At 70.5% G+C, this 19,880-nt stretch carries 25 protein-coding genes; 6 read left to right on the plus strand and 19 right to left on the minus strand.

The genetic code is table 11. The features are described 5' to 3' along the window. Positions 1-25: 25 nt before the first annotated feature. From ACWEVP_RS41760 to nucS, 5 genes are all read right to left on the minus strand, one after another. Positions 26-310 carry a hypothetical protein gene (locus tag ACWEVP_RS41760; RefSeq protein ID WP_452068125.1) on the minus strand — a complete coding sequence of 95 codons (285 nt, stop codon included), beginning with the start codon at positions 308-310 and terminating at the stop codon, positions 26-28. Positions 311-320: 10 nt separating this feature from the next. Next, positions 321-2,018, minus strand: a complete 1,698-nt coding sequence (locus ACWEVP_RS41765; RefSeq protein WP_452068126.1) for a sodium:solute symporter family protein — start codon at positions 2,016-2,018, stop codon at positions 321-323. 190 nt (positions 2,019-2,208) lie between these two features. Continuing rightward, on the minus strand, positions 2,209-2,985 hold the full coding sequence (locus tag ACWEVP_RS41770) for a hypothetical protein (protein ID WP_452068127.1): 777 nt from the start codon (positions 2,983-2,985) through the stop codon (positions 2,209-2,211). Between the two features lie 362 nt (positions 2,986-3,347). Beyond that, positions 3,348-3,554, minus strand: coding sequence for a DUF1653 domain-containing protein (locus ACWEVP_RS41775; protein ID WP_452068128.1), 207 nt, complete (start codon positions 3,552-3,554; stop codon positions 3,348-3,350). A gap of 1 nt (position 3,555) precedes the next feature. Further along, positions 3,556-4,215 (minus strand): endonuclease NucS, encoded by a 660-nt coding sequence (gene nucS / locus ACWEVP_RS41780; protein WP_014467679.1) that lies wholly within the window; start codon positions 4,213-4,215, stop codon positions 3,556-3,558. 37 nt (positions 4,216-4,252) lie between these two features. Between nucS and ACWEVP_RS41785 the strand changes: the two genes are divergently transcribed. Beyond that, a complete protein-coding gene (locus ACWEVP_RS41785; protein WP_452068129.1) occupies positions 4,253-4,798 on the plus strand; it encodes an NUDIX domain-containing protein in 546 nt (181 codons plus the stop codon). Here the strand turns inward: ACWEVP_RS41785 and ACWEVP_RS41790 are convergent. From ACWEVP_RS41790 to ACWEVP_RS41805, 4 genes are all read right to left on the minus strand, one after another. Continuing rightward, the gene (locus ACWEVP_RS41790) at positions 4,770-5,234 is read right to left on the minus strand and encodes a DUF2867 domain-containing protein (RefSeq protein ID WP_452068130.1); all 465 of its coding nucleotides are present in this window, start codon (positions 5,232-5,234) and stop codon (positions 4,770-4,772) included. The genes ACWEVP_RS41785 and ACWEVP_RS41790 overlap by 29 nt on opposite strands. Next, on the minus strand, positions 5,231-5,731 hold the full coding sequence (locus tag ACWEVP_RS41795) for a TetR/AcrR family transcriptional regulator (RefSeq protein WP_452068131.1): 501 nt from the start codon (positions 5,729-5,731) through the stop codon (positions 5,231-5,233). Before ACWEVP_RS41795 ends, ACWEVP_RS41790 begins: the two co-directional genes overlap by 4 nt. A 78-nt stretch (positions 5,732-5,809) precedes the next feature. Next, the gene (locus tag ACWEVP_RS41800; protein WP_452068132.1) at positions 5,810-6,583 is read right to left on the minus strand and encodes an enoyl-CoA hydratase-related protein; all 774 of its coding nucleotides are present in this window, start codon (positions 6,581-6,583) and stop codon (positions 5,810-5,812) included. A 29-nt stretch (positions 6,584-6,612) separates the two neighbouring features. Continuing rightward, entirely contained in the window at positions 6,613-7,593 is a 981-nt protein-coding gene (locus tag ACWEVP_RS41805) for a GlxA family transcriptional regulator (RefSeq protein ID WP_452068133.1), read from the minus strand. 71 nt (positions 7,594-7,664) lie between these two features. Here ACWEVP_RS41805 and ACWEVP_RS41810 point away from each other — a divergent pair, with 71 nt between their 5' ends. Continuing rightward, a complete protein-coding gene (locus ACWEVP_RS41810) occupies positions 7,665-8,207 on the plus strand; it encodes a cysteine hydrolase family protein (RefSeq protein ID WP_452068134.1) in 543 nt (180 codons plus the stop codon). On the opposite strand, the gene ACWEVP_RS41815 is transcribed toward ACWEVP_RS41810, so the two are convergent. Next, positions 8,200-10,218 carry a protein meaA gene (locus ACWEVP_RS41815; RefSeq protein WP_452068135.1) on the minus strand — a complete coding sequence of 673 codons (2,019 nt, stop codon included), beginning with the start codon at positions 10,216-10,218 and terminating at the stop codon, positions 8,200-8,202. The two genes, ACWEVP_RS41810 and ACWEVP_RS41815, sit on opposite strands and share 8 nt — an antisense overlap. Before the next feature lie 176 nt (positions 10,219-10,394). Further along, on the minus strand, positions 10,395-10,919 hold the full coding sequence (locus ACWEVP_RS41820) for a PH domain-containing protein (protein ID WP_452068136.1): 525 nt from the start codon (positions 10,917-10,919) through the stop codon (positions 10,395-10,397). A 154-nt stretch (positions 10,920-11,073) separates the two neighbouring features. On the opposite strand from ACWEVP_RS41820, the gene ACWEVP_RS41825 reads away from it, so the two are divergent. Both ACWEVP_RS41825 and ACWEVP_RS41830 read left to right on the plus strand, forming a co-directional pair. After that, positions 11,074-11,697, plus strand: a complete 624-nt coding sequence (locus ACWEVP_RS41825; protein ID WP_452068137.1) for a LysE family translocator — start codon at positions 11,074-11,076, stop codon at positions 11,695-11,697. Then, on the plus strand, positions 11,697-12,320 hold the full coding sequence (locus ACWEVP_RS41830; RefSeq protein WP_452068138.1) for a LysE family translocator: 624 nt from the start codon (positions 11,697-11,699) through the stop codon (positions 12,318-12,320). The genes ACWEVP_RS41825 and ACWEVP_RS41830 overlap by 1 nt, the downstream gene beginning before the upstream one ends. On the opposite strand, the gene ACWEVP_RS41835 is transcribed toward ACWEVP_RS41830, so the two are convergent. Genes ACWEVP_RS41835 through ACWEVP_RS41845 form a run of 3 tightly spaced genes read right to left on the minus strand, consistent with a single transcriptional unit; the run spans position 12,317 to position 14,734 of the window. Beyond that, positions 12,317-13,507, minus strand: a complete 1,191-nt coding sequence (locus ACWEVP_RS41835) for an alpha/beta hydrolase family protein (protein WP_452068139.1) — start codon at positions 13,505-13,507, stop codon at positions 12,317-12,319. The genes ACWEVP_RS41830 and ACWEVP_RS41835 overlap by 4 nt on opposite strands. Next, a complete protein-coding gene (locus ACWEVP_RS41840; RefSeq protein WP_452068140.1) occupies positions 13,504-14,322 on the minus strand; it encodes an NAD(P)H-binding protein in 819 nt (272 codons plus the stop codon). The genes ACWEVP_RS41835 and ACWEVP_RS41840 overlap by 4 nt, the downstream gene beginning before the upstream one ends. After that, a complete protein-coding gene (locus tag ACWEVP_RS41845) occupies positions 14,315-14,734 on the minus strand; it encodes a nuclear transport factor 2 family protein (RefSeq protein ID WP_452068141.1) in 420 nt (139 codons plus the stop codon). Before ACWEVP_RS41845 ends, ACWEVP_RS41840 begins: the two co-directional genes overlap by 8 nt. A 94-nt stretch (positions 14,735-14,828) precedes the next feature. Between ACWEVP_RS41845 and ACWEVP_RS41850 the strand changes: the two genes are divergently transcribed. Further along, the gene (locus ACWEVP_RS41850) at positions 14,829-15,422 is read left to right on the plus strand and encodes a TetR/AcrR family transcriptional regulator (RefSeq protein WP_452068142.1); all 594 of its coding nucleotides are present in this window, start codon (positions 14,829-14,831) and stop codon (positions 15,420-15,422) included. A 1-nt stretch (position 15,423) separates the two neighbouring features. Here ACWEVP_RS41850 and murA read toward each other — a convergent pair whose 3' ends face one another. Beyond that, positions 15,424-16,698: a UDP-N-acetylglucosamine 1-carboxyvinyltransferase gene (gene murA, locus ACWEVP_RS41855; protein ID WP_452068143.1), complete on the minus strand. Its 1,275-nt coding sequence runs from the start codon at positions 16,696-16,698 to the stop codon at positions 15,424-15,426. A 61-nt stretch (positions 16,699-16,759) separates the two neighbouring features. On the opposite strand from murA, the gene ACWEVP_RS41860 reads away from it, so the two are divergent. Continuing rightward, the gene (locus ACWEVP_RS41860; RefSeq protein WP_452068144.1) at positions 16,760-17,335 is read left to right on the plus strand and encodes a cob(I)yrinic acid a,c-diamide adenosyltransferase; all 576 of its coding nucleotides are present in this window, start codon (positions 16,760-16,762) and stop codon (positions 17,333-17,335) included. Here the strand turns inward: ACWEVP_RS41860 and aroA are convergent. From aroA to ACWEVP_RS41880, 4 genes are read right to left on the minus strand one after another with little or no spacing between them, the layout of a single operon-like run. Beyond that, the gene (aroA, locus tag ACWEVP_RS41865) at positions 17,332-18,570 is read right to left on the minus strand and encodes a 3-phosphoshikimate 1-carboxyvinyltransferase (RefSeq protein ID WP_452068145.1); all 1,239 of its coding nucleotides are present in this window, start codon (positions 18,568-18,570) and stop codon (positions 17,332-17,334) included. The genes ACWEVP_RS41860 and aroA overlap by 4 nt on opposite strands. A 9-nt stretch (positions 18,571-18,579) precedes the next feature. Further along, complete coding sequence (locus ACWEVP_RS41870; protein ID WP_452068146.1) at positions 18,580-18,900, minus strand: putative quinol monooxygenase; 321 nt, start codon at positions 18,898-18,900, stop codon at positions 18,580-18,582. A 54-nt stretch (positions 18,901-18,954) separates the two neighbouring features. Beyond that, entirely contained in the window at positions 18,955-19,389 is a 435-nt protein-coding gene (locus ACWEVP_RS41875; protein WP_364452807.1) for a DUF2550 domain-containing protein, read from the minus strand. Between the two features lie 25 nt (positions 19,390-19,414). Beyond that, a complete protein-coding gene (locus ACWEVP_RS41880) occupies positions 19,415-19,780 on the minus strand; it encodes a F0F1 ATP synthase subunit epsilon (RefSeq protein WP_372664123.1) in 366 nt (121 codons plus the stop codon). Between the last annotated feature and the right edge of the window lie 100 nt (positions 19,781-19,880).

The raw sequence follows: 19,880 nt of genomic DNA on the forward strand, positions 1-19,880 counted from the left end.
TCGCACCCCTGTCCGGACAACCCGGCTATTCGGCCTTCGCCGCGGGTGTGTCGTCGCTCTCGGGCTCGGCCGGCACGACCAGCGGCCGGACCTTGGCCCAGGTGACGAACAGCGCGGCCACGACCAGCATGCCGATGCCGGCCCACAGGTTGATGTTGACGTCCGCGGCCTTCTTGATCTCCTCGTCGGAGGTGAAGCCGATGCCCATGACCGTCAGGATGATCCCGTAGACGCCGATCAGCAGGGCGATGATCAGCCGGATGTCGAAAGCGCCGGCCTTCCGCGGCCGCGCGCCGGACTCGGTAGCCATGACGGACCTCCTAGAAGATGGCGTTGAGGGCGATGGTCAGGATGAGCACGATGCCCGCGAGCAGGCCCGGCTTGCGGTACCAGCCCGCGTTCTCGCCGGTGTCGTCGTGCATGCGCGTTTCCTTCGGGGTCAGCGAGTAGACCAGCCCCACCAGCTCTTCGTCCGGCTTCGGCTTGGTCGCCAGCGACACCGCCACGCTCACCACGATGTCGACCACGAACGCGGTCCCGGCGGCCACGAAGCTGGTGCCCTGGCCCTCGAGCCCGATCACCCCGGCCTGCGAGAGGCCCCAGACCGTGATCGCGGAGGCGGTACCGAGCACCAGGCCGCTCCAGCCCGCGTGCGGGGTCATCCGCTTCCAGAACATACCCAGGATGAACGTCGCGAACAGCGGCGCGTTGAAGAAGGAGAACAGGTCCTGCAGGTAGTTCAGGATGTTTCCGGAGTTCGACGCGATGAACGCGGTGCCGATGGCGAGGATCGTGCCGACCGACGTCACCACGCGGCCGAGGCGCAGGTAGTAGCCGTCCGGCTTGTCCTTCTGGATGTAGGTCTGCCAGATGTCGTAGGTGAAGACGGTGTTGAACGAGCTCAGGTTGGCCGCCATGCCGGCCATGAAGGAGGCGAGCAGACCGGCGATGGCGATGCCGAGCATGCCGTTCGGCAGCAGGTCGCGCATCAGCAGCAGGAGCGCGTTGTTGAACGTCACGCCGCTCTCGGCCTTGCCGCCGTCGAGCAGCACCTGCTTGTCCTTGACGTACTCGGACACGCTGACCGCGGCGATCATGCCGGGGATGATGACGATGAACGGGACCAGCATCTTCGGGAAGGCACCGATGATCGGCGTGCGCCGCGCGGCCGACATGCTCTTCGACGCCATCGCGCGCTGGACCTCGACGAAGTTCGTCGTCCAGTAGCCGAACGACAGCACGAAGCCCAGACCGAACACGATCCCGAGGATCGACAGGATGTTGTTGCCGAAGCCGGTGAGGTTGTCACCGGGCCAGGAGTGCAGCTGCGCGGTGCCGCCCGGGCTGTTGGTGACCTTGTCGACCAGGCCTTCCCAGCCGCCGACCTTGACCAGGCCGATGATCGTCAGCGGCACCAGCGCGATGACGATCACGAAGAACTGCAGCACCTCGTTGTAGATCGCGGCGGAGAGACCGCCGAGCGCGGTGTAGGAGAGCACGATCGCCGCGGCGACGATGATCGACACCCACAGCGGCCAGCCGAGCAGCAGATTCACCACGCTGGCCAGCAGGAACAGGTTCGCGCCCGCGATCAGGATCTGAGCGGCGGCGAAGCTGATGCCGTTGACCAGGTGGGCCGGCTTGCCGAAGCGCCGCCGCATGAATTCCGGGACGCTGCGGACCTTCGAGCCGTAGTAGAACGGCATCATCACGATGCCGAGGAACAGCATCGCCGGGATCGCGCCGATCCAGAAGTAGTGCACGGTCGGCAGGCCGTACTGGGCGCCGTTCGCCGACATGCCCATGACCTCGACCGCGCCGAGGTTCGCCGAGATGAACGCCAGGCCGGTGACCCAGGCGGGCAGCGACCGGCCGGACAGGAAGAAGTCGAGACTGCTGGACACCTGCCGGCGCGCCAGGTACCCGATGCCGAGCACGAGGGCGAAGTAGAACGCCAACTCGATGTAGTCGATCGCGCTCGCGTCGAGTCGCAGGTTCGCATCGGCTAGGACGAGCACCCGACCCACCTCATTTCCCAACTGGACAACAACCCACAGGAATCACCACTGTCCTGTCGGATCCGGACAGTACTGCATGGATTCAGGGTCGGCACGCTGACGTGTCCAAAATGGTCAGAGGGCGCGTCCCCCCGGCTGCGACCTGGGGAAACGCGCCCTCTTTCGAGTGCCGCGGGAGCGGTGCGGGGGATCACCGGTCGGTCGGGACCCCGATCTCGCCCTCTTCGTCGATCAGTTTGGCGAGCACCTCGTCGGGCAGGTAGGTGCGGTGCGGGAAGCCCGGGCCCCACGAGTTGAGCAGCGGCACGGCGCCGAGTTCGTCGGCCCGCGGGTTGGCGAGCACGGAGTGCACGTCGTCGACCGACTTGGCCCAGCGGAAGGCCTTGATGCCCTGCTTGGCCTCGGGCACGTACTTCTCGCGCGCCTGCCAGTCGTCGTTCGCGTAGGAGTCGTCCCACAGGACGTGCCCGGCTTCCTTGAGCACCTCGGCCGCGGCCCGGACCGACGTGCCGTTGTCGTCGCCGGGGTTGGTTTCGGGCCATTCGTCCCGCTTCTTGGCCGAGTCCCAGAGCCAGCGGGCGGTGTACTCGCTGCCGTTGAAGATCGACATGCAGCGCGACCAGCCGAACCCGACGCAGGCGCCTTCCTTGCCCTGGTCGTAGAAGCCGTACCAGGCATCGGTGTCCGGGGTGCCGCCCGGTTCGAGGCAGACGCAGTGCCCGCCGCGGATCCGGCCCAGCTTCTTGACGCCCGCCCTGGCGATGAAGAACTCACCGGAGGTCTCGTCCTGCTCCGGCTTGTCGAAGGCGGAGTACCAGTTGACCCCGATCACGACGGGCGCCCGGCTGGGCCGGTCGTCCTCGGACAGCGCGGTCAGCGGATACCGTTCGACGTGCCGCCAGTCGTCCGGGATGAACCGGCCCAGCCGCGGATCGGCGGGATCGGAACCGAGTGGGCGATAACGCATGACTTCCTCCTCCGTGCAGGCGAAAAGCGCGCACACCGGCCGGAAGAAGTGGCGCACACCGAGCTCGAAGGCGGACTGAAACGTAGGCACGGCAAAGAAAGACGGCCGAGCGCACCACCCTCCGGCCACGCCGGACGCACCGGCGGAACCCCTCGGAAATAGTGTGCCACCCGCCGGTGAAAAAAGATCCCGAACTCACCCGAACAGCGCATAAAGCCAGGTCAGAATGGGACGGATAACTTCTCGGCCACGTATCGGGTCAACGATTTCCTTGCGGAGTAATCGACGGGGAAACGAGATACCGGAATCAGGCATCGATTCGGTATCGGTGTTTCAGCTCGACACCGCACGCCCGGCGGAGCTCAGTCCGCCACCCGCCGGAACCGGGGCACCGGCCCCGAAGCCGTCTCGACGGTCTCGGCGAACATCGCCTCCGGCCGCACCCACAGCCCTCGCGAACCGTAAAGCGCCCGGTACACCACCAGCCGCTCCTCGGTCTCGCTGTGGCGCGCCACCCCGAGGACCTCGTACTCGCCGCCCTTGTAGTGGACGTAGCGGCCCGGTTCCACCTCAGAACAGCCGGAACTCGTCGGACTCGATGCCGCGCAGCTCGTCGTAGTCCAGCGTCAAACAGCGGATCCCGCGGTCCTCCGCGAGCGTCCGGGCCTGGGGCTTGATGATCTGGGCCGCGAACACCCCCTGCACCGGGGCCAGCAACGGGTCGCGGTTCAGCAGCTCCAGGTACCGCGTCAGCTGCTCCACCCCGTCGATCTCGCCTCGGCGCTTGATCTCCACCGCCACCGACTTGCCGTCCGCGTCGCGGGCCATGATGTCGACCGGGCCGATCGCCGTCGGGAACTCGCGGCGGACCAGCGTGTAGCCGTCGCCCAGCGTTTTGATGTGCTCGGCCAGCAGTTCCTGCAGGTGCGCCTCCACGCCGTCCTTCTGCAGGCCCGGCTCCGCTCCCAGCGCCTGCGAATAGTCGTGGAAGACCTCTTCGATCGAGATCACCAGCTTTTCGCCCTGTTTGTTCTCGACGATCCAGAGCTTGCCGTCCTCGATCAGCCAGCAGGGCGGGCTCATCCAGTTCAACGGCTTGTACGCACGGTCGTCGGAGTGGACCGACACCGAGCCGTCGGACTTCACGAGCAGCAGGCGGGTGGCCATCGGCAGGTGGGCGGTGAGCCGGCCGGCGTAGTCGACCTGGCACCGCGCGATCACGAGACGCACCCGAGGAGGGTAGGACAGGGTCGGTGATACTGGGCGCGTGGACCCCATTCAGCGTGTCGCGTCCCGCGAGGTGTACCGGAACAACTGGATGACCGTGCGCGAGGACGACATCCGCCGTGCGGATGGCTCGGCCGGCATCTACGGCGTGATCGACAAGCCGGACTACGCCCTGGTCATCGCCCAGGACGGCGACCGGTTCCGGCTGGTCGAGCAGTTCCGCTACCCGCTGGGCGAACGGCGCTGGGAGTTCCCCCAGGGCACCGCGCCCGACCTGGCCGACGTGCCGCCCGCCGAGCTCGCCGCGCGTGAGCTGCGCGAGGAGACGGGCCTGCGCGCCGGCACGATGACCCTGCTCGGCAAGCTCGACGTCGCCGCCGGGATGAGCAGCCAGCGCGGCTGGGCGTTCCTCGCCACCGACGTCACCGAAGGCGAGCCCGAACGCGAGCTCGAAGAGCAGGACATGCGCAGCGCGTGGTTTTCCCGCGCCGACCTCGAGAAGATGATCCTGGCCGGCGAGATCACCGACGCCCAGTCGATCGCCGCGTGGGCGCAGCTCATGCTGGCCGAGCGGCACCGGCCTTGAGCATCCCCCGGATCACCAGGTGGTGGAACGGCTTGATCAGCGCGAAGTAGGCCGGCCCGATGCGGTTGTGGAAGTGCACGATCGTGCCGAGCCGGAAACCGCGGGGCACCGCTTCGAAGGTCAGGTACCCGGTCAGGTGGCTGTCGTCGATGCCGCCGACCAGGTAGCGCTCGGGATCGCCCGCCCGCACGGTGAAGATCGCGACCTGGTCGCCGGGCGTGAAACTGACGTCTTCGGGCCGCAGGCGGCCGGTGCGCGGGACCGCGGCCGTTTCCAGCCGCAGGGCTTTCGCGAGCACGTACCGGACGCCGAAGAGGGCTTTCATCCACGCCGGCGACCAGCCGAACACGCCCGCGACGAACTCGCGCAGGCTGTTCTCGCTCTCGATCTCCTTGAATTCGACGTAGTCCGCGCCGTCGGCGAAAGGTTCGGTCATGTCCGTCTCCCCAGTACGAGTTCCAATGTGTTCTCGAGCTGCCGTCCGGTCAGCGGCGGCACGACCTGCCCGGCGCCGACGACGATCAGGTACAGCGCCTGCGCCAGGCCGGCGTCGCCGCTGACGTCGGTCAGGTAGGCCACGCGGGTCCGGTCGACGCGCTCCTGCACCGCCCTCGCTTCGGCGTCCTGCAGCGCCCAGGCCCGGACGGCGATCTCCAGCCCGAGGCCGGGGCCCGGCGCGAGGACGAGCTTCAGCAGCGCGCCGAGACGGTCATCGGGCGCGGTGTCGGCCTGCTCCATGAACCGCGTCGTGCGTTCGGTCTCGAAGTGCGCCAGCAGGGCCGTGCGAAAGCCGCTGATGCCCTTGAAGTGGTGGTAGAAGGAGCCCTTCGACAGGCCGAGCCGCTCGGTCAGCCGCTCGATGGTGACCGAAGGCGCACCCTGCTCCGCCAGCTGCACCAACCCCGCGTCCAGCCAGTCCCGCTTGCTCACCATGACTCGACCATACCATACCGTATGGTACGGTCAGCGGACAGCGAAAGCCGCACTTTCACGTGAAAGTGCGCCTTGGGGTCAGTCGGGCCAGGACGGCTTGCGCTTCTCCAGGAACGCGGCCATGCCTTCGCGGGCGCCGGGCAGCTGTGACGCCGCGGCCATGACCTCCAGCGCGATCGCGTAGGCGTCGGCCTCGGGCCGGTCGAGCTGGGCGTACAGGGTCACCTTGCCCATCGTCTTGCTCGCCCGGCTGCCCCGCGTCGCGCGGGCCAGCAGCTCCGCGACGGCGTCGTCGAGCCGGTCGTCGGGCACGACCCGGTTGACCAGCCCCCAGTCCAAGGCGGTGGGCGCGTCGATGACGTCGCCGGTCAGGGCCAGTTCCATCAGCCGCTTGCGGCCGATCGAGCGCGCCACCGGGACCGCCGGGGTGTGGCAGAACCAGCCGCCCTTGCCGCCGGGCAGCGCGAAGCCCGCGGACTCGGCGGCGATCGCGAGGTCGCACGACGCCACGAGCTGGCAGCCGGCCGCCGTCGCCAGGCCGTGCACCCGCGCGATGACGACCTGCGGCACGGACTGCATGGTCTTCATCAGGTCCGTGCACAGGGTGAGCAGCTCACGCACGCCCATCAGGTCGCGCGCGGCGACGTCGCCGAAGTCGTGGCCGGCGGAGAACACCGGCCCGGCGGCGGCCAGCACGATACCGGTCGCGTCGGACGTCCCGGCCTCGTGGAACGCGGCGAGCAGCTCGGCCAGGTGGTCCGCGGACAGCGAATTGCGCCGCGCCGCCCGGTTCATGGTGATCGTGACGGTGTCGCCGTCGCGCTTGACCAGGATGTGTTCGTACTCGGTCATGCTTCGAAGGTACAGCGGCGCGGAGCGCCTCAGTTGAGGGTGGCGGTGGGGAGGAAGGCGGAGGTAACCCTTCGGAACGTGCGCCGATAGCTGTCCGGACCGACGCCGACCTCGGCGTGCATCCGGCGCCGCAGGTTCGCCGCGGTCCCCAGGCCAGACCGCTCCGCCACGCGGTCGACCGGCAACGACGTCGTCTCCAGGAGCTGCTGGGCGAGCCGGACGCGTTGCACGCGCAGCCAGCGCCCCGGCGTCACCCCGGTGGCCGCGGCGAACTCGCGGTGGAACGTCCGCTCGCTCATCCGCGCGTGCCCGACGAGGTCTTCGACGCCGATCCCGGACCCGAGCCGCGCCAGCGCCCAGTCCATTGTGGACGAAAGCCCCGGCTGCGTCGCGGACGGCACCGGGCTGTCGACGTACTGCCGCTGCCCGCCTTCCCGCGCCGGCGGCATCACCAGCCGGCGCGCCAACGCCGCGGCCACGTCCGCGCCGTGATCGCGGCGGACCAGGTAGAGGCACAGGTCGAGGCCGCCGACGACACCCGCGGACGTCAGGACGCCGCGGTCGTCGGTGTAGAGCACGTCCCGCTGCAGGTCCGCCCGCGGCGCGACGCGGGCCAACGCGTCGAGGTCGCGCCAGTGCGTGGTCGCCGGGCGGCCGTCGAGCAGGCCCGCGGCGGCCAGCGTGAACGCGCCGGAGCACAGCCCCGCGACCGTGCGGCCGTCCCGATGAGCCCGGCGCAGCGCGGCGCCGGCGGCGGCCGGCACCGGCGCGAGGGGATCGTCGCGGCCCGGCGCCAGCACGAGGTCACAGCCGTCCAGCCCGGTGAGCCCGTGCGTGGCCGCGACGTCCCCGAACGGCGACACGGCCGTGCGCGCCCGGCCCGGGCTGCACAGCCGCACGGTGAACGGGCCGATCCCGCTGTCGGTGCGGTCCTGGCCCCAGACCTCGCCGATCACCGCGAGGTCGAACATCCGGGTGCCGGGCAGCAGCAGAACGCCGATGGTGCGCATGGCAGGAAAGTACCGCATCGCGCGTCTTCTGCCACTCCCCTGGGCGCGAGCGGCCCGCGAAACTCGACGTCATGACCGCACCAGCACTCATCCTGATCGACGTCCAGCGCGGGTTCGACGAGGCGGATTTCTGGGGGCCGCGCAACAACCCCGGCGCCGAAGCGAACATGAAGGCACTCCTCGACGCGTGGCAGGAGCGGCGGCGGCCCGTCGTGCTCGTGCACCACGACTCCGTGAAGCCGGACTCGCCGCTGCGGCCCGGTCAGCCGGGCAACGACTTCAAGCCCGAACTCGACGGCGCGCGGCCGGACCTCGTGTTCGGCAAGAAGGTCAACTCGGCGTTCCTCGGCGACGTCGACCTCGACGCGTGGCTGCGCAAGCGCGGTATCGGCAGCATCGTGGTGGCCGGGATCCAGACCAACTTCTGCTGCGAGACCACCGCGCGAATGGGCGGGAACCTCGGCTACGACGTGACTTTCGCCCTCGACGCCACGTTCACCTTCGACCTGCCGGAGGTGACCGCCGACGAGCTGTACCGCGTCACGGCGGCGAACCTGGCGAACCAGTTCGCCACCGTGAAGTCCACAAAGGACGTGCTGGCCGGGCTCAGCTGAGCCCGTTGCGCTCCCGCACCAGCGAAACGATGCCGTCCATGATCTCGGTCAGCTCGTAGTCCTTGGGCGTGAACACCCGGGCGATGCCGCGTTCGGTCAGGAGCGCGGCGTCGTCCGGCGGGATGATCCCGCCGACGATCACCGGCACGTCCCCGGCGCCCGCGGCGCGCAGGCCGTCGACGACGTGCGGGACGACCTCCAGGTGCGAGCCGGACAGCACCGAGAGCCCGACGACGTGCACGCCCTCCTGCACGGCGGCCGCCACGATCTGCTCGGGCGTCAGCCGGATGCCCTGGTAGACGACCTCGAAGCCGACGTCACGCGCGCGGACGGCGACCTGCTCGGCGCCGTTCGAGTGCCCGTCGAGCCCCGGCTTGCCGACCAGGATCCGCAGCCGCTCGCCCAGCTCCGCCTCGGTTTCCCGGACCCGGGAGCGGACGCGCTCGATCTCGGGGTCGCCCCCGCCACCCGCCGCGGCGGCGGAAACCCCGGTCGGGGCGCGGTATTCGCCGAACACCTCGCGCAGCGCGCCCGCCCACTCGCCGGTGGTCACGCCGGCCCGCGCACAGTCCACAGTGGCCTCGAAGAGGTTCTCCGTGGTCTGCGCGCGCTCCTTCAGCGCGGCCAGGGAGCGCTCGACGGCCTCGTTGTCGCGCTGGGTGCGCCACTCCTCGATCGCCGTGACGGCGGCCTTCTCGACCGCGGGGTCGATCGTCTCGATCGCCTTCGCGCCTTCGGCCTGCAACGGCGAGGGTTCGGTCGTCTCGAACTTGTTGACCCCGACCAGGACGCGCTCGCCGTTCTCCATCCCGCGGCGGTACTCGGCCAGCGACGCGACCAGCTGAGACTTCATGTAGCCGCTTTCGACGGCGGCGACCGCGCCGCCGAGGTCCTGCACGCGCGCGATCTCCTCGCGCGCGCCGGTCATGATCTCGTCGACCTTGGCCTGGATGACGTGCGAGCCGTCGAAGATGTCCTCGTACTCCAGCAGGTCCGTCTCGAACGCGAGCACCTGCTGCATCCGCAGCGCCCACTGCTGGTCCCACGGCCGAGGCAGGCCGAGGGCCTCGTTCCACGCGGGCAGCTGGATCGCGCGGGCCCGGGCGCCGCGCGAGAGCGACACCGCGAGCATCTCCAGCACGATCCGCTGGACGTTGTTCTCCGGCTGGGCTTCGGTGAGCCCGAGCGAGTTGACCTGGACGCCGTACCGCAGCCGCCGCGCCTTCGGATCCGTTACGCCGTAACGGTCCCGCGTGAGCTCGTCCCAGAGCGCGGTGAACGCGCGCATCTTGGACATCTCCTCGACGAACCGGACGCCGGCGTTGACGAAGAACGAGATCCGCGCGACGACCTTGGCCATGTCGGCCGCGTCGACCTGCCCGGAGTCGCGGACGGCGTCGAGCACGGCGATCGCGGTGCACAGCGCGTAGGCGACCTCCTGCGTCGGCGTCGCGCCGGCTTCCTGCAGGTGGTAGCTGCAGATGTTGATCGGGTTCCACTTCGGCACGTGGTGCACGGTCCACGCGATCATGTCGGTGATCAGCCGCAGGCTGGGGCCCGGCGGGAAGATGTAGGTCCCGCGGGACAGGTATTCCTTGATGATGTCGTTCTGCGTGGTGCCGGTGAGCTTCGCGAGGACTTCGTCGACGTCGCGGCCCTCGGCTTCGGCCTGCTCACGCGCCACGGAGACGTACAGCGCGAGCAGCCACATGGCCGGCGCGTTGATGGTCATCGACGTGTTGGCCTCGGCGAGCGGGATGCCGTCGAAGAGCCGCCGCATGTCACCGATGTGCGACACCGGCACGCCGACCTTGCCGACCTCACCGCGGGAGAGCTGGTGGTCCGGGTCGTAGCCGGTCTGGGTGGGCAGGTCGAAGGCGACCGAGAGGCCGGTCTGGCCCTTGGCGAGGTTGCGCCGGTAGAGCTCGTTCGACGCGGCCGCGGAGGAGTGCCCCGCGTAGGTCCGCATCACCCACGGTCGGTCTCGCTCGCGGTCCGTTGGGTACGGCACTGGGCACCTCCGGCGGTGGACGTTTCGTCGAGTGTACCGACCGGTAACTTAACGTGGCAGTGCAATGGGACACGTCCGGGTGAGCGTGCCGGAGCCGTCGACGCCGGGCGAGGTGATCGCCGGGATGCTCAGGTCCGCCTGCCTGCGGGCGTGGCCCGAGAGGCGGGCGGTTGCCTTCAGGCGGCCGAGCTGCCGGACGCGTCCGGCGGGGCCTGACGGGACTTGGCCTCTTCGATCGCCTTGACGAGCAGGTCGCGGACGCGGCGGGACTCGCCGATGCCCATCAGCGTCACGGTTCCCGGCGCGGCGAAGGAAAGGGTGCCGGTGCGGGACGGGCCCGGCTTGAGCACCGGCTCCGGCAGGCCGGCCAGCTCGCTCGAACGTTCCTTCTGCCGGAACAGCCCCGAGCGCGCGATGATGCGGCTGTCGGTCACCGCGTAGGTCGTGCGGCCGAGCGCGAGGTACCGGACCACGGACCGGCCGACGGCGCCGTAGAGCCCGATCACCAGCACGACGACGGCGCCGGCCATGGCGCCCCCGCCGGGCTGCTTCGCGAGCAGGAACCAGAGCGCGGCGGCGGTGAGGATGAGTCCGGCAGGGGCGATCACCCCGTCCGCGGCGACGTAGAGCGGGCGCTGGACCGGTTCTCCCGCCCAGAGCACGCGCTCACCGGGTAGAAGATCGATTTCCCCTGCTGACATGGCCGAACACTACTCTGTGGACCCTCCTCCCGCCGAGTTCCGCGCGCGCCGCACGCGTTCGTGCACCCTCTGTGCCCGCCCGTACCCCGGGTCCGAACGATGTGACGGAAATCCGCGAGACCGGACCGATGCCCCTCGATTAGCGTGGGCAGCCGTGACGTGGAGTGCCTACGGGAGTTACCTGGTCATCGTCGTCCTGATCGTGCTCGCGCCCGGTCCCGACACGATGGTGATGCTGAAGAACGCGCTGTCCGGCGGGTTCCGCGGTGGGCTGCTCGCTTCGCTGGGCATCTTCGCCGGCAACGCCGTCCAGGGCAGCGCCGCCGCGCTCGGGCTCGGCGTGCTGATCGCGCGGTCGCAGCCGGTGTTCCTCGCGCTCAAGTGGGCCGGCGCGGCCTACCTCTGCTTCCTCGGGTTCCAGGCGCTGCGCGGGGCGTTCCGCGGCAACTACGACGTCGTCGGGAACGCCCAGCGTCGGCGCGGCGGCGGGTTCCGGCGGTTCCGCGAAGGGTTCCTCTCCAACGTCACGAACCCGAAGGTGCTGGTGCTGTACCTGTCCGTGCTGCCGCAGTTCCTGACGCCGTCGTCGACGGTCGCCGACTCGCTCGTCCTGGCCTACACCGTCGCGGTGCTCGGCGGGCTGTGGCTGCTGGTGCTGCTGTTGTTCGTGCACCGCGTGCGCGAGTGGCTGGGCCGCCGCCGGGTCCGCCGTACGCTGGACGGCGTGACCGGCACCGCGCTGCTCGGGTTCGGCGCCGCCCTCGCCGTGGAGTCCTGATGACGTGGAGCACCTACCTGGGGTTCGCCGGGATGATGGCGTTCCTGGCGATGATGCCGGGCCCGGACACGATGGTCGTCCTGAAGAACGCCCTGACCGGCGGCGCCCGCGGCGGCGGCTGGGCGTGCGCGGGCATCAGCGTGGCGAACTTCCTGCAGGGCACCGCGGTCGCGCTCGGGCTGGGCGCGGTGATCACCCGCTACCAGCCGTTGTTCGAGACCGTGAAGTGGCTGGGCGCGGCCTACCTGGTGTTCCTGGGGATCCAGGCCCTGCGCGGGGCGTGGCGCGGGAACTACGAGGCCCTCGACGACGTCCGCCGCGCCCGCGGCAGCCGGGGACGCCGGTTCCGCGAGGGGTTCCTGTCGAACATCACCAATCCCAAGGTGATCGTGCTGTACCTGTCGGTGCTGCCGCAGTTCCTCACGCCGGCCTCGACGTTCGCCGACTCGCTGCTGCTGGCCTACACGGTCGCGGCGCTCGGCGTGGTGTGGCAGGTGCTGCTGCTGTTGTTCGTGCACCGGGTGCGGGGCTGGCTGCAGCGCCGCCGGGTGCGCCGCGCGATGGACGGCGCAACCGGCATGGCGCTGCTGGGCTTCGGCACGGCCCTGGCGCTCGAGGGCTAGAGCGTCCGGTCCAGCCAGTCGTAGACGCGGCCGGCCGCGAGGCGCTGGGCGCCGACGTGGCAGTGCGCGTCCGCGCCTTCCTCCGCCGTGAACGTCATCAGCGTCTTCGGGGCCTTCAGGTGGTCGTACAGCCGGCGCGGCTCGGTCTCCGTCTCCCCGGCGAAGAACAGGTCGTCCGCCGCCTCGCAGACCAGCGTCGGGCACTCGATCCGCTCCGCGATCCCGCCTTCGAGCGAGTACTGGAGGTACTTCGCGACGAACTCGCGGTCCGTCGCCGCACCCAGCACGTACCGGCCGTGGTCGCACGCCCAGCGCAACGTCGAACTCGCTTCCCGGCCCGCCGCGAGGATCGCGTCGAACTCCGCGTCTTCGGCCGCCCGGGCCCGGCGGACGATCTCCTCGCGCGGCCACGGCAGCATCGACGTCACCGCGGAACCCGCGTCGTACACGCCGTCGACCGCGACCACCGCCGCCAGGCGACGCTCGAACGCCGCCGCGCGCGGGGCCAGCACGCCGCCCAAGCTGATGCCCAGCAACGCGATCCGCGCCGGGTCGACCCCGTCGAGCCCCAGCGCGAAGTCCACCACCGGCGTCACGACGTGCTCCCAGTCCGGCCGGAACACGAGCTTCTCGCGCCGCAGCGCGCTCGGCTGGCCCGGGCCGTCGAACGTCAGCACGTGGTAGCCGCGCTCGGTGCCCGCGCCCGCGCCCATGAAATGGCATTCCTCGGCGCTGCCGTCGAAACCGTTGTGCATGATCAGCAGCGGCTTCGGGCCGTCCCCGGGGGCGCGGTAGAAGTACCCGTGCAGAACCGTTCCCTCGTAAGGGATTTCGACCGGTTCCGCGACACCCGCACGCCGGAAGCACTCGACGCTGCGGTCGTACGCCGACGCGATGCGCGGGTCCGCCGGGTCGCCGTGCAGGAAGAACTCCGCCGAAAAGTAGTACGTCGACGCGCGCAGCAGCAGGTCGCGCGCGGTGACCGGGCCGGCGTCGGCCGCTTCGGCGGACAACCGGTCGGCCAGGGCGCGGTAGGCGTCGTGCCAGCTGTCGTAGTCGCCGGCCGTCACGGTCGACGCGGCGGCGAGCACCTCACCGAAGTCCGAACCACCGTAGGTCGCGTGGCCGAACAGGCGCAGCGTCTCGAACCAGAACTGCGGGTCTTCTCGGAACAGGAGCTGCTTCATCGGATCTCTTCCTCCACAAAGGTTTCGAACGAGCGGGCGGGCCGGCCGGCGACCTCTTCGACGGCCGTGGTGACGCGGTCTTCGGCACCGCGCCGGATGTCCTCGTCGAGCGCGGCGAGCACCGCCGCGAACTCCGCCGGGATCCCGGACGCGGTCAGGCGGGCGGCGAACTCGGCGGTGCCCACCGCGCGGTGCCGCACCGGGCGTCCGGTGTGCGCGGCGATGATCGACGCGGCTTCGGCGTAGCTCACCGCCGCGGGACCGGTCAGGACGTGTTCGGTGTTGTGCGGTTCGGGGTCGGTCAGCGCGCGGACGGCGACCGCCGCGATGTCGCCGGCGTCGACGAACGCGACGCGGGCGTCGCCGGTGGCCGTCACGATCTCGCCGTCCCGCACGCCCTGGGCGACCAGGTGCTCACCGGTGAAGTTCTGCATGAACCAGGACGGCTTCAGCACAGCCCACCCGGGTGTCGCGCGCACCAGCCGCTGCAGGTCGCCGAGCCCGGGCGTGTCCGCCGTGACGGCCGACGAGCTGAGCAGCACGACCCGCCGGACGCCGGACGCCAGTGCGTCGTCCAGGAAGGGTTCGACGAGCCCCGCCGGCGCGGCCTCGCCGATCGGCGCGAGCAGGTACACCGCGGAGGCGCCGCGCAGCGCGTCGGCGTGGGTCGAGCGGTCGGCCCAGTCGAACCGGACCTGATCGGGCCCGGCGGGCTTGCGGGTGGCCGCCCGCGCCGCGAATCCGGCGTCCCGCAGGCCCGTGACGACCCGGCGGCCGGTGGTGCCGGTGCCGCCGAGCACCAGGACGTCACCCACCGAAGGCCGCCGTCAGCTCGTCGACGCCACCGAGGATCCCGGCCGCGGCGAGCGGGCTCCAGTAGTCGCGGTAGTGCCGGATCTCGCCGTCCTCGACGGTGATCACCGCGATGTACGACAGCTCGTACGGCTTCCCCGTGGCCACCACGACCCCGGCGAGCGTGAACTCGGCGACGACCACGGCCGGATCGGTCGTCTCGTGCACCGTCTTGGCGACGACCTCGCGGACGTCCAGCAGGTTCGGGTAGTCGCGCAGGTACTCGGTGATCGCTTCGCGCCCCTCGACGCGTTTCGGGTAGCCCGGGCCGGCGAACGGGAACTCGAGGACGCCGTCCGGGGCCCACAGCCCGGCGAACCCGGTCATGTCGTGCTTCAGCAGCAGATCGAGCGCGCGGGAGACGAAGTCGCGCATCGCAGCCTCCTTGAACGTTTGGACGAGACGGTACCGTCCCGACGTCAGGATAGACGCGACGGTACCGTCTCGTCCACCCGCTAGACTGCCACCCATGGCACGCACCCCCACCGGCGCGGCGGTCCTCCAGCCCGAGGTCACGCACGCGATCACCGACGCGGTCCTGCACGAGCTGGCCGAGCAGGGCTACGGACGGCTGTCGATGGAGGCCGTCGCGAAACGCGCCGGAGTCGGCAAGAGCGCGCTCTACCGGCGCTGGAAGTCGAAGGAGGAGATGATCGCCGCGGTGGTCACGGAGTTCAGCGTGTCCCGCGCGGTGCTCGAAGACACCGGCTCACTGCGCGGCGACCTGCGCGCGACGATGCAGGCGGTGCTCGACTGGCTGACCCACCCGCTGTTCTCGCGGATCCTGCCGGACCTGGTCGCCGAGGCCGCGCGGAACCCGGAGCAGGCCCGGGCCACCAGCGAGAACATCGGCGGGCCGCGGCGCGAAGTCGCCGAGGTGATGCTGCGCCGGGCGATGACGCGCGGCGAGCTGCCGGCGGACCTCGACCTGGAGATGGCGATGGACGTCCTCGCCGCGCCGATCTACTGGCGGCTGGTGGTCCGCCAGGCGCCGGCGGAACCCGACTACCTGGACCGGCTGGTGGAGTTCGCCCTGCGCGCACTGGGCGCGCAGGGCGCTTGACTCAGTTGCGTTCGGGGTCGCCCTCGACGCGCTTGATGTTCGCGCCGAGCCGGTTGAGGTTTTCCACGAAGTGCGGGTAGCCGCGGTCGATGTGGAAGACGTCCCAGACCTCGGTGACGCCGTCCGCGCACAGGCCCGCAAGCACCAGGCCGGCGCCCGCGCGGATGTCGGACGCCCAGACCGGCGCGCTCGACAGCGTCTCGACCCCGCGCACCACCGCGTGGTGCCCGTCGGTCCGCGCGTCACCCGACAGCCGGACCATCTCCTCGATGAACCGGAAGCGCGCCTCGTAGACGTTCTCCGTGATCATCGACGTGCCTTCGGACACCGCGGACAGCGCGACCGCGAACGGCTGCAGGTCGGTCGCGAAGCCGGGGTACGGCAGCGTCACCCAGTCGACCGCCTTCGGCCGCTCGGGCTGGACCACGCGGAAGCCCTTGTCGTCGTAGGTCTCGACTTCGGCGCCGGCCAGCTGCAGCTTGTTCAGCACCAGGTCGAGGTGGTGCGGGTTGACACCGCGGACGGTGATGTCGCCGCGGGTCATCGAGGCGGCGAAGGCCCAGGTCGCCCCGACGATCCGGTCGCCGATCACGCTGTGGGTGGTCGGGTGCAGCTGCTCCACGCCGTGCACGGTCAGCGTCGACGTCCCGGCGCCCTCGATCTTCGCGCCCATCTCGGTCAGCATCGTGCAGATGTCGACGATCTCTGGCTCGCGCGCGCAGTTGTCGATGACCGTGGTGCCCTCGGCCAGCACGGCCGCCATCAGGATGTTCTCGGTCGCGCCGACGCTCGGGAAGTCCAGCCAGATCTGCGCGCCGACCAGCGTCTCGGCCTTCGCGACGACACAGCCGTGCTCGATCGTGCTCGTCGCGCCCAGCTTGCGCAGGCCGTTCTGGTGCATGTCCAGCGGGCGCGAGCCGATCGCGTCGCCGCCCGGCAGCGCCACGACGGCCTGCTTCAGCCGTCCGACCAGCGGGCCCAGCACGCAGACGGACGCGCGCAGCTTGCCCATCGCCGCGGAGTCCGCGCGGTGCGACAGCTCGGCCGGCGTCGTGATGGTGGCGGTGTCGCCCTCGATGACGACCTCGCAGCCGACGCTCCGCAGCACGTCTCCCATCAGCGGGACGTCCAGGATCTGCGGGCAGTTCGTGATCGTCGTGGTGCCCTCCGCGAGAAGGGCCGCGGCCATCAGCTTCAGCACGCTGTTCTTGGCGCCGACCACGTCGACCTCGCCGACCAGCCGGGCTCCGCCATGCACGTCGAAGTGCTCGCTCATGGCCGCCAATCATGCCCTCTCGCCCGGATTCGGCCCGGGCGGGGGCCGCTATGGTGGGTTCATGGTCGTTCGCATCAACCGCGTCTACACGAAGGTCGGCGACAACGGCACGACCGCCCTCGGTGACGGCTCGCGCGTGCCCAAGACGTCCCCGCGGCTGGGCGCGTACGCGGACACCGACGAGACGAACTCGGTGCTGGGCCTGGCGATCGCGGTCGGGCAGCTGCCCGGCGAAATCACGGACGTGCTGCGTACGGTGCAGAACGATCTCTTCGACGTCGGCGCCGACCTGTGCCTGCCGATCTCCGACGACCCGCCGTACCCGCCGCTGCGGATCACCGAGAAGTACGTCGAGCGGCTCGAAGGCTGGTGCGACGAGTTCAACGAGCGGCTGCCGAAGCTGACGTCGTTCATCCTGCCGGGCGGCACGCCGGGCGCGGCGTTCCTGCATCAGGCGCGCACGGTGTCCCGGCGCGCGGAGCGCAGCGCGTGGGCGCTCCACGAGGCGGAGCCCGAGACGACGAACCCGATCGCGGTGAAGTACCTGAACCGGCTCTCGGACCTGCTGTTCATCCTCGCCCGGCTGGCCAACCCCGAGGGTGACGTGCTCTGGCAGCCGGGCGGGCAGCCCTCCTAGATCCCCCAGCTCTCCCGCAGAGAGCCCAGCGCCTGGTGGAAGCCGGGGAACGTCTTCTTGACGCACTCCGGGTCGTCGAGCGTGATACCGGGCGTGCGCAGGCCCGTGATGCTGAACGCCATCGCGATCCGGTGGTCCCGGCGGCACTTGACCAGGGCGCCGGCCGGCGTGCCCGGCTGGATCTCGATCCAGTCCCGGCCCGTCTCGACCCGGATGCCCAGCGCGCGCAGGTTCTCCTCGCACGCGTCGAGGCGGTCGCACTCCTTGATGCGCGTGTTGTAGACGTCCTCGATGCGCACCGGCCCGGACGCGAAGGGCGCGATCGCCGCCAGCGTCGGGACCGTGTCGGAGATGTCGCGCATGTTCACCGTGACCCCGCGCAGGCCGTCCGACGGCCCCGCGACGGTCACCGAATCGGGAGCCAGCTCGACGTGCGCGCCCATCTCCCGCAGCACGTCGGCGAACTTCACATCACCCTGCAGGGCCGAAGAGCCGAGGCCGGGGATGGTCACCGTGCGGCCCGTGACGGCCGCCGCGGCGAGGAAGTAGCTCGCCGTCGACGCGTCGGGCTCCACCGGGTACTCGCACGCCTGGTACGGCTGCGGCGGCACCACGAACGTCTGTCCCTCCCGCCGGACGTCGACGCCGAAGCGGCGCATCATCTCCAGCGTGATCTCGACGTAGGGCACCGACACCAGGTCGGTGACCGTGATCCGCAGCCCCTCCGCGGTCAGCGGCCCGAGCAGCAGCAACGCCGTCAGGAACTGCGACGACAACCCCGCGTCGAGGGTCAGCTCGCCGCCCTTGACGCCGTTCGCGCGGACCGTCACCGGGTGGTGGCCCGGCTCGCCGTGGAAGGTCAGGTCGACGCCGAGCTCCGCCAGCGCGTCGGTCAGCGGTCCCAGCGGGCGCCGGCGCATCTGGTCGGAGGCGTCGAAGTGGAACGTGCCGGTGCCGGCCGCGGCCAGCGCGGGCAGGAACCGGGCCGTCGTGGCGCCGTCGCGGCAGAAGACGTCGGCTTCGGCCACCCCGGGGCCGGACGGGCGGCCCTCGATGGTCCAGGCGCCCGGCTGCCGGTCGACGCGGTAGCCGAGCTTGACCAGGCCCTCGGCGAAGCCCTCGGTGTCGTCCGAGTGCAGCGGGCGGCCGAGGGTCGTGGTGCCGTGCGCGGCCGCGGCCAGGAAGAGGCCGCGGGCGGTGACGGACTTGGAGCCGGGGATCTCGACGAGGGTCACACAGCGAGTTTAGTGCGGCTGGATCTCGGCCATCGGGCCCCAGTCGGAGGCGTCCTGGACGTTGATGATCTGCGGGTTGTCGCTGAGGTAGGCGCCGAGGTTCGCCACCGCCCACTTGAAGTGGTCGGAGCCGACGTGCGCGACCGCCGCGTCCTGGCCGTCGAAGCCTTCGACCAGCACATACGTGTTCTCGTCCTCGAGGCTGCGCGACCACTCGAAGAACCGGTTCCCCGCCTCGGCGCGGGTGTTCCGGGTGTAGTCGGCGACGATGTCCGGCCAGTTTTCCGCGTGCTCCGCCTTGACCGGGAACTTGACCACGATGAAGATCATGGCCCCAACCCTAAGGCCTGCCGCGGGGGTCCGGCTGTCCCAGTTTGAGACAGGTCAGGAAGCGCGCGGGAGGCGTCGCCCGGGCGGGGCGGATTCGAGCCACGAGAGGAACCCGGTCAGCGCGCCCGGCCCCATGGCGATCTCGATCGCTTCCTGGGTCTCGGACTCGCAGCGCAGCACGGTCGAGCCTTCGGGAACGGCGTAGGCCTCGGTGCCGGACGGGTCGCGCCGGTCGGCGATCTGCATGCTTTCGCGCTGGAAGACGCGGTCGGGGCCGGTCCGCAGGCTCCACACCCGGTACCAGACGAATTCGTCGCCCTCGTAGCGGCCCAGCCCCAGGTGCCAGCTGGACCGCGCGTTGTCCGGACGCCACCGCAGCGCGACGCTCACGCCCCCGCCGCGGCGCATCCGGATCCACCGCTGGCCGTACCAGGCGGCCAGCACGGCGAGCACGATCAGGAGCCCGACTACGACCACGGTGATCTTCACGGCCCGGCTCCTGCCCGTCTCGCGCTCAGACCGACTTGCCTGCCGCGCGGAGCTGGGCCGAGGCCCTCGCCCGCTCGGTCTCGTCATCGGCGCTCAGTGCCGCCTTCGCGGCGTCGACGTCGATTTCGTCGGACAGCTCGGCGCTCTCGGCGAGGATGCTCACCCCGGTGCCGGTCACGGAGAGGAATCCGCCGTGCACGGCCGCGCAGACCGTCTCGCCGTCGGTGGTCGTCACCTTGACTACGCCACCCTCGACGAGCTGCCCGAGCACGGGTTCGTGGCCGGCCATGATGCCGATCTCGCCCTCGGTGGTCTGCGCCACCACGAAAGTGGCGGTACCCGACCAGAGACGGCGCTCGACGGCCACCAGCTCCACGGACATCTCGGCCACGTAGCACTCCTTAACTCGGGGTGTTGCCACCGAGTGTAATAGGTCTGTCTGGGGTTATGAGAACGGCGGGGGCATGAGTCCACATAGGACACTGCCCCCG

It is taken from the genome of Amycolatopsis sp. NPDC003865, from assembly GCF_053605345.1.

Coding starts and splice junctions, on each gene's coding strand:
- ACWEVP_RS41760 (WP_452068125.1), bottom strand. CDS start 310: ATGGCTACCGAGTCCGGCGCGCGGCCGCGGAAGGCCGGCGCTTTCGAC.
- ACWEVP_RS41770 (WP_452068127.1), bottom strand. CDS start 2,985: ATGCGTTATCGCCCACTCGGTTCCGATCCCGCCGATCCGCGGCTGGGC.
- ACWEVP_RS41790 (WP_452068130.1), bottom strand. CDS start 5,234: ATGACCGAACCTTTCGCCGACGGCGCGGACTACGTCGAATTCAAGGAG.
- ACWEVP_RS41795 (WP_452068131.1), bottom strand. CDS start 5,731: ATGGTGAGCAAGCGGGACTGGCTGGACGCGGGGTTGGTGCAGCTGGCG.
- ACWEVP_RS41800 (WP_452068132.1), bottom strand. CDS start 6,583: ATGACCGAGTACGAACACATCCTGGTCAAGCGCGACGGCGACACCGTC.
- ACWEVP_RS41805 (WP_452068133.1), bottom strand. CDS start 7,593: ATGCGCACCATCGGCGTTCTGCTGCTGCCCGGCACCCGGATGTTCGAC.
- ACWEVP_RS41810 (WP_452068134.1), top strand. CDS start 7,665: ATGACCGCACCAGCACTCATCCTGATCGACGTCCAGCGCGGGTTCGAC.
- ACWEVP_RS41820 (WP_452068136.1), bottom strand. CDS start 10,919: ATGTCAGCAGGGGAAATCGATCTTCTACCCGGTGAGCGCGTGCTCTGG.
- ACWEVP_RS41830 (WP_452068138.1), top strand. CDS start 11,697: ATGACGTGGAGCACCTACCTGGGGTTCGCCGGGATGATGGCGTTCCTG.
- ACWEVP_RS41835 (WP_452068139.1), bottom strand. CDS start 13,507: ATGAAGCAGCTCCTGTTCCGAGAAGACCCGCAGTTCTGGTTCGAGACG.
- ACWEVP_RS41845 (WP_452068141.1), bottom strand. CDS start 14,734: ATGCGCGACTTCGTCTCCCGCGCGCTCGATCTGCTGCTGAAGCACGAC.
- ACWEVP_RS41850 (WP_452068142.1), top strand. CDS start 14,829: ATGGCACGCACCCCCACCGGCGCGGCGGTCCTCCAGCCCGAGGTCACG.
- murA (WP_452068143.1), bottom strand. CDS start 16,698: ATGAGCGAGCACTTCGACGTGCATGGCGGAGCCCGGCTGGTCGGCGAG.
- ACWEVP_RS41860 (WP_452068144.1), top strand. CDS start 16,760: ATGGTCGTTCGCATCAACCGCGTCTACACGAAGGTCGGCGACAACGGC.
- ACWEVP_RS41870 (WP_452068146.1), bottom strand. CDS start 18,900: ATGATCTTCATCGTGGTCAAGTTCCCGGTCAAGGCGGAGCACGCGGAA.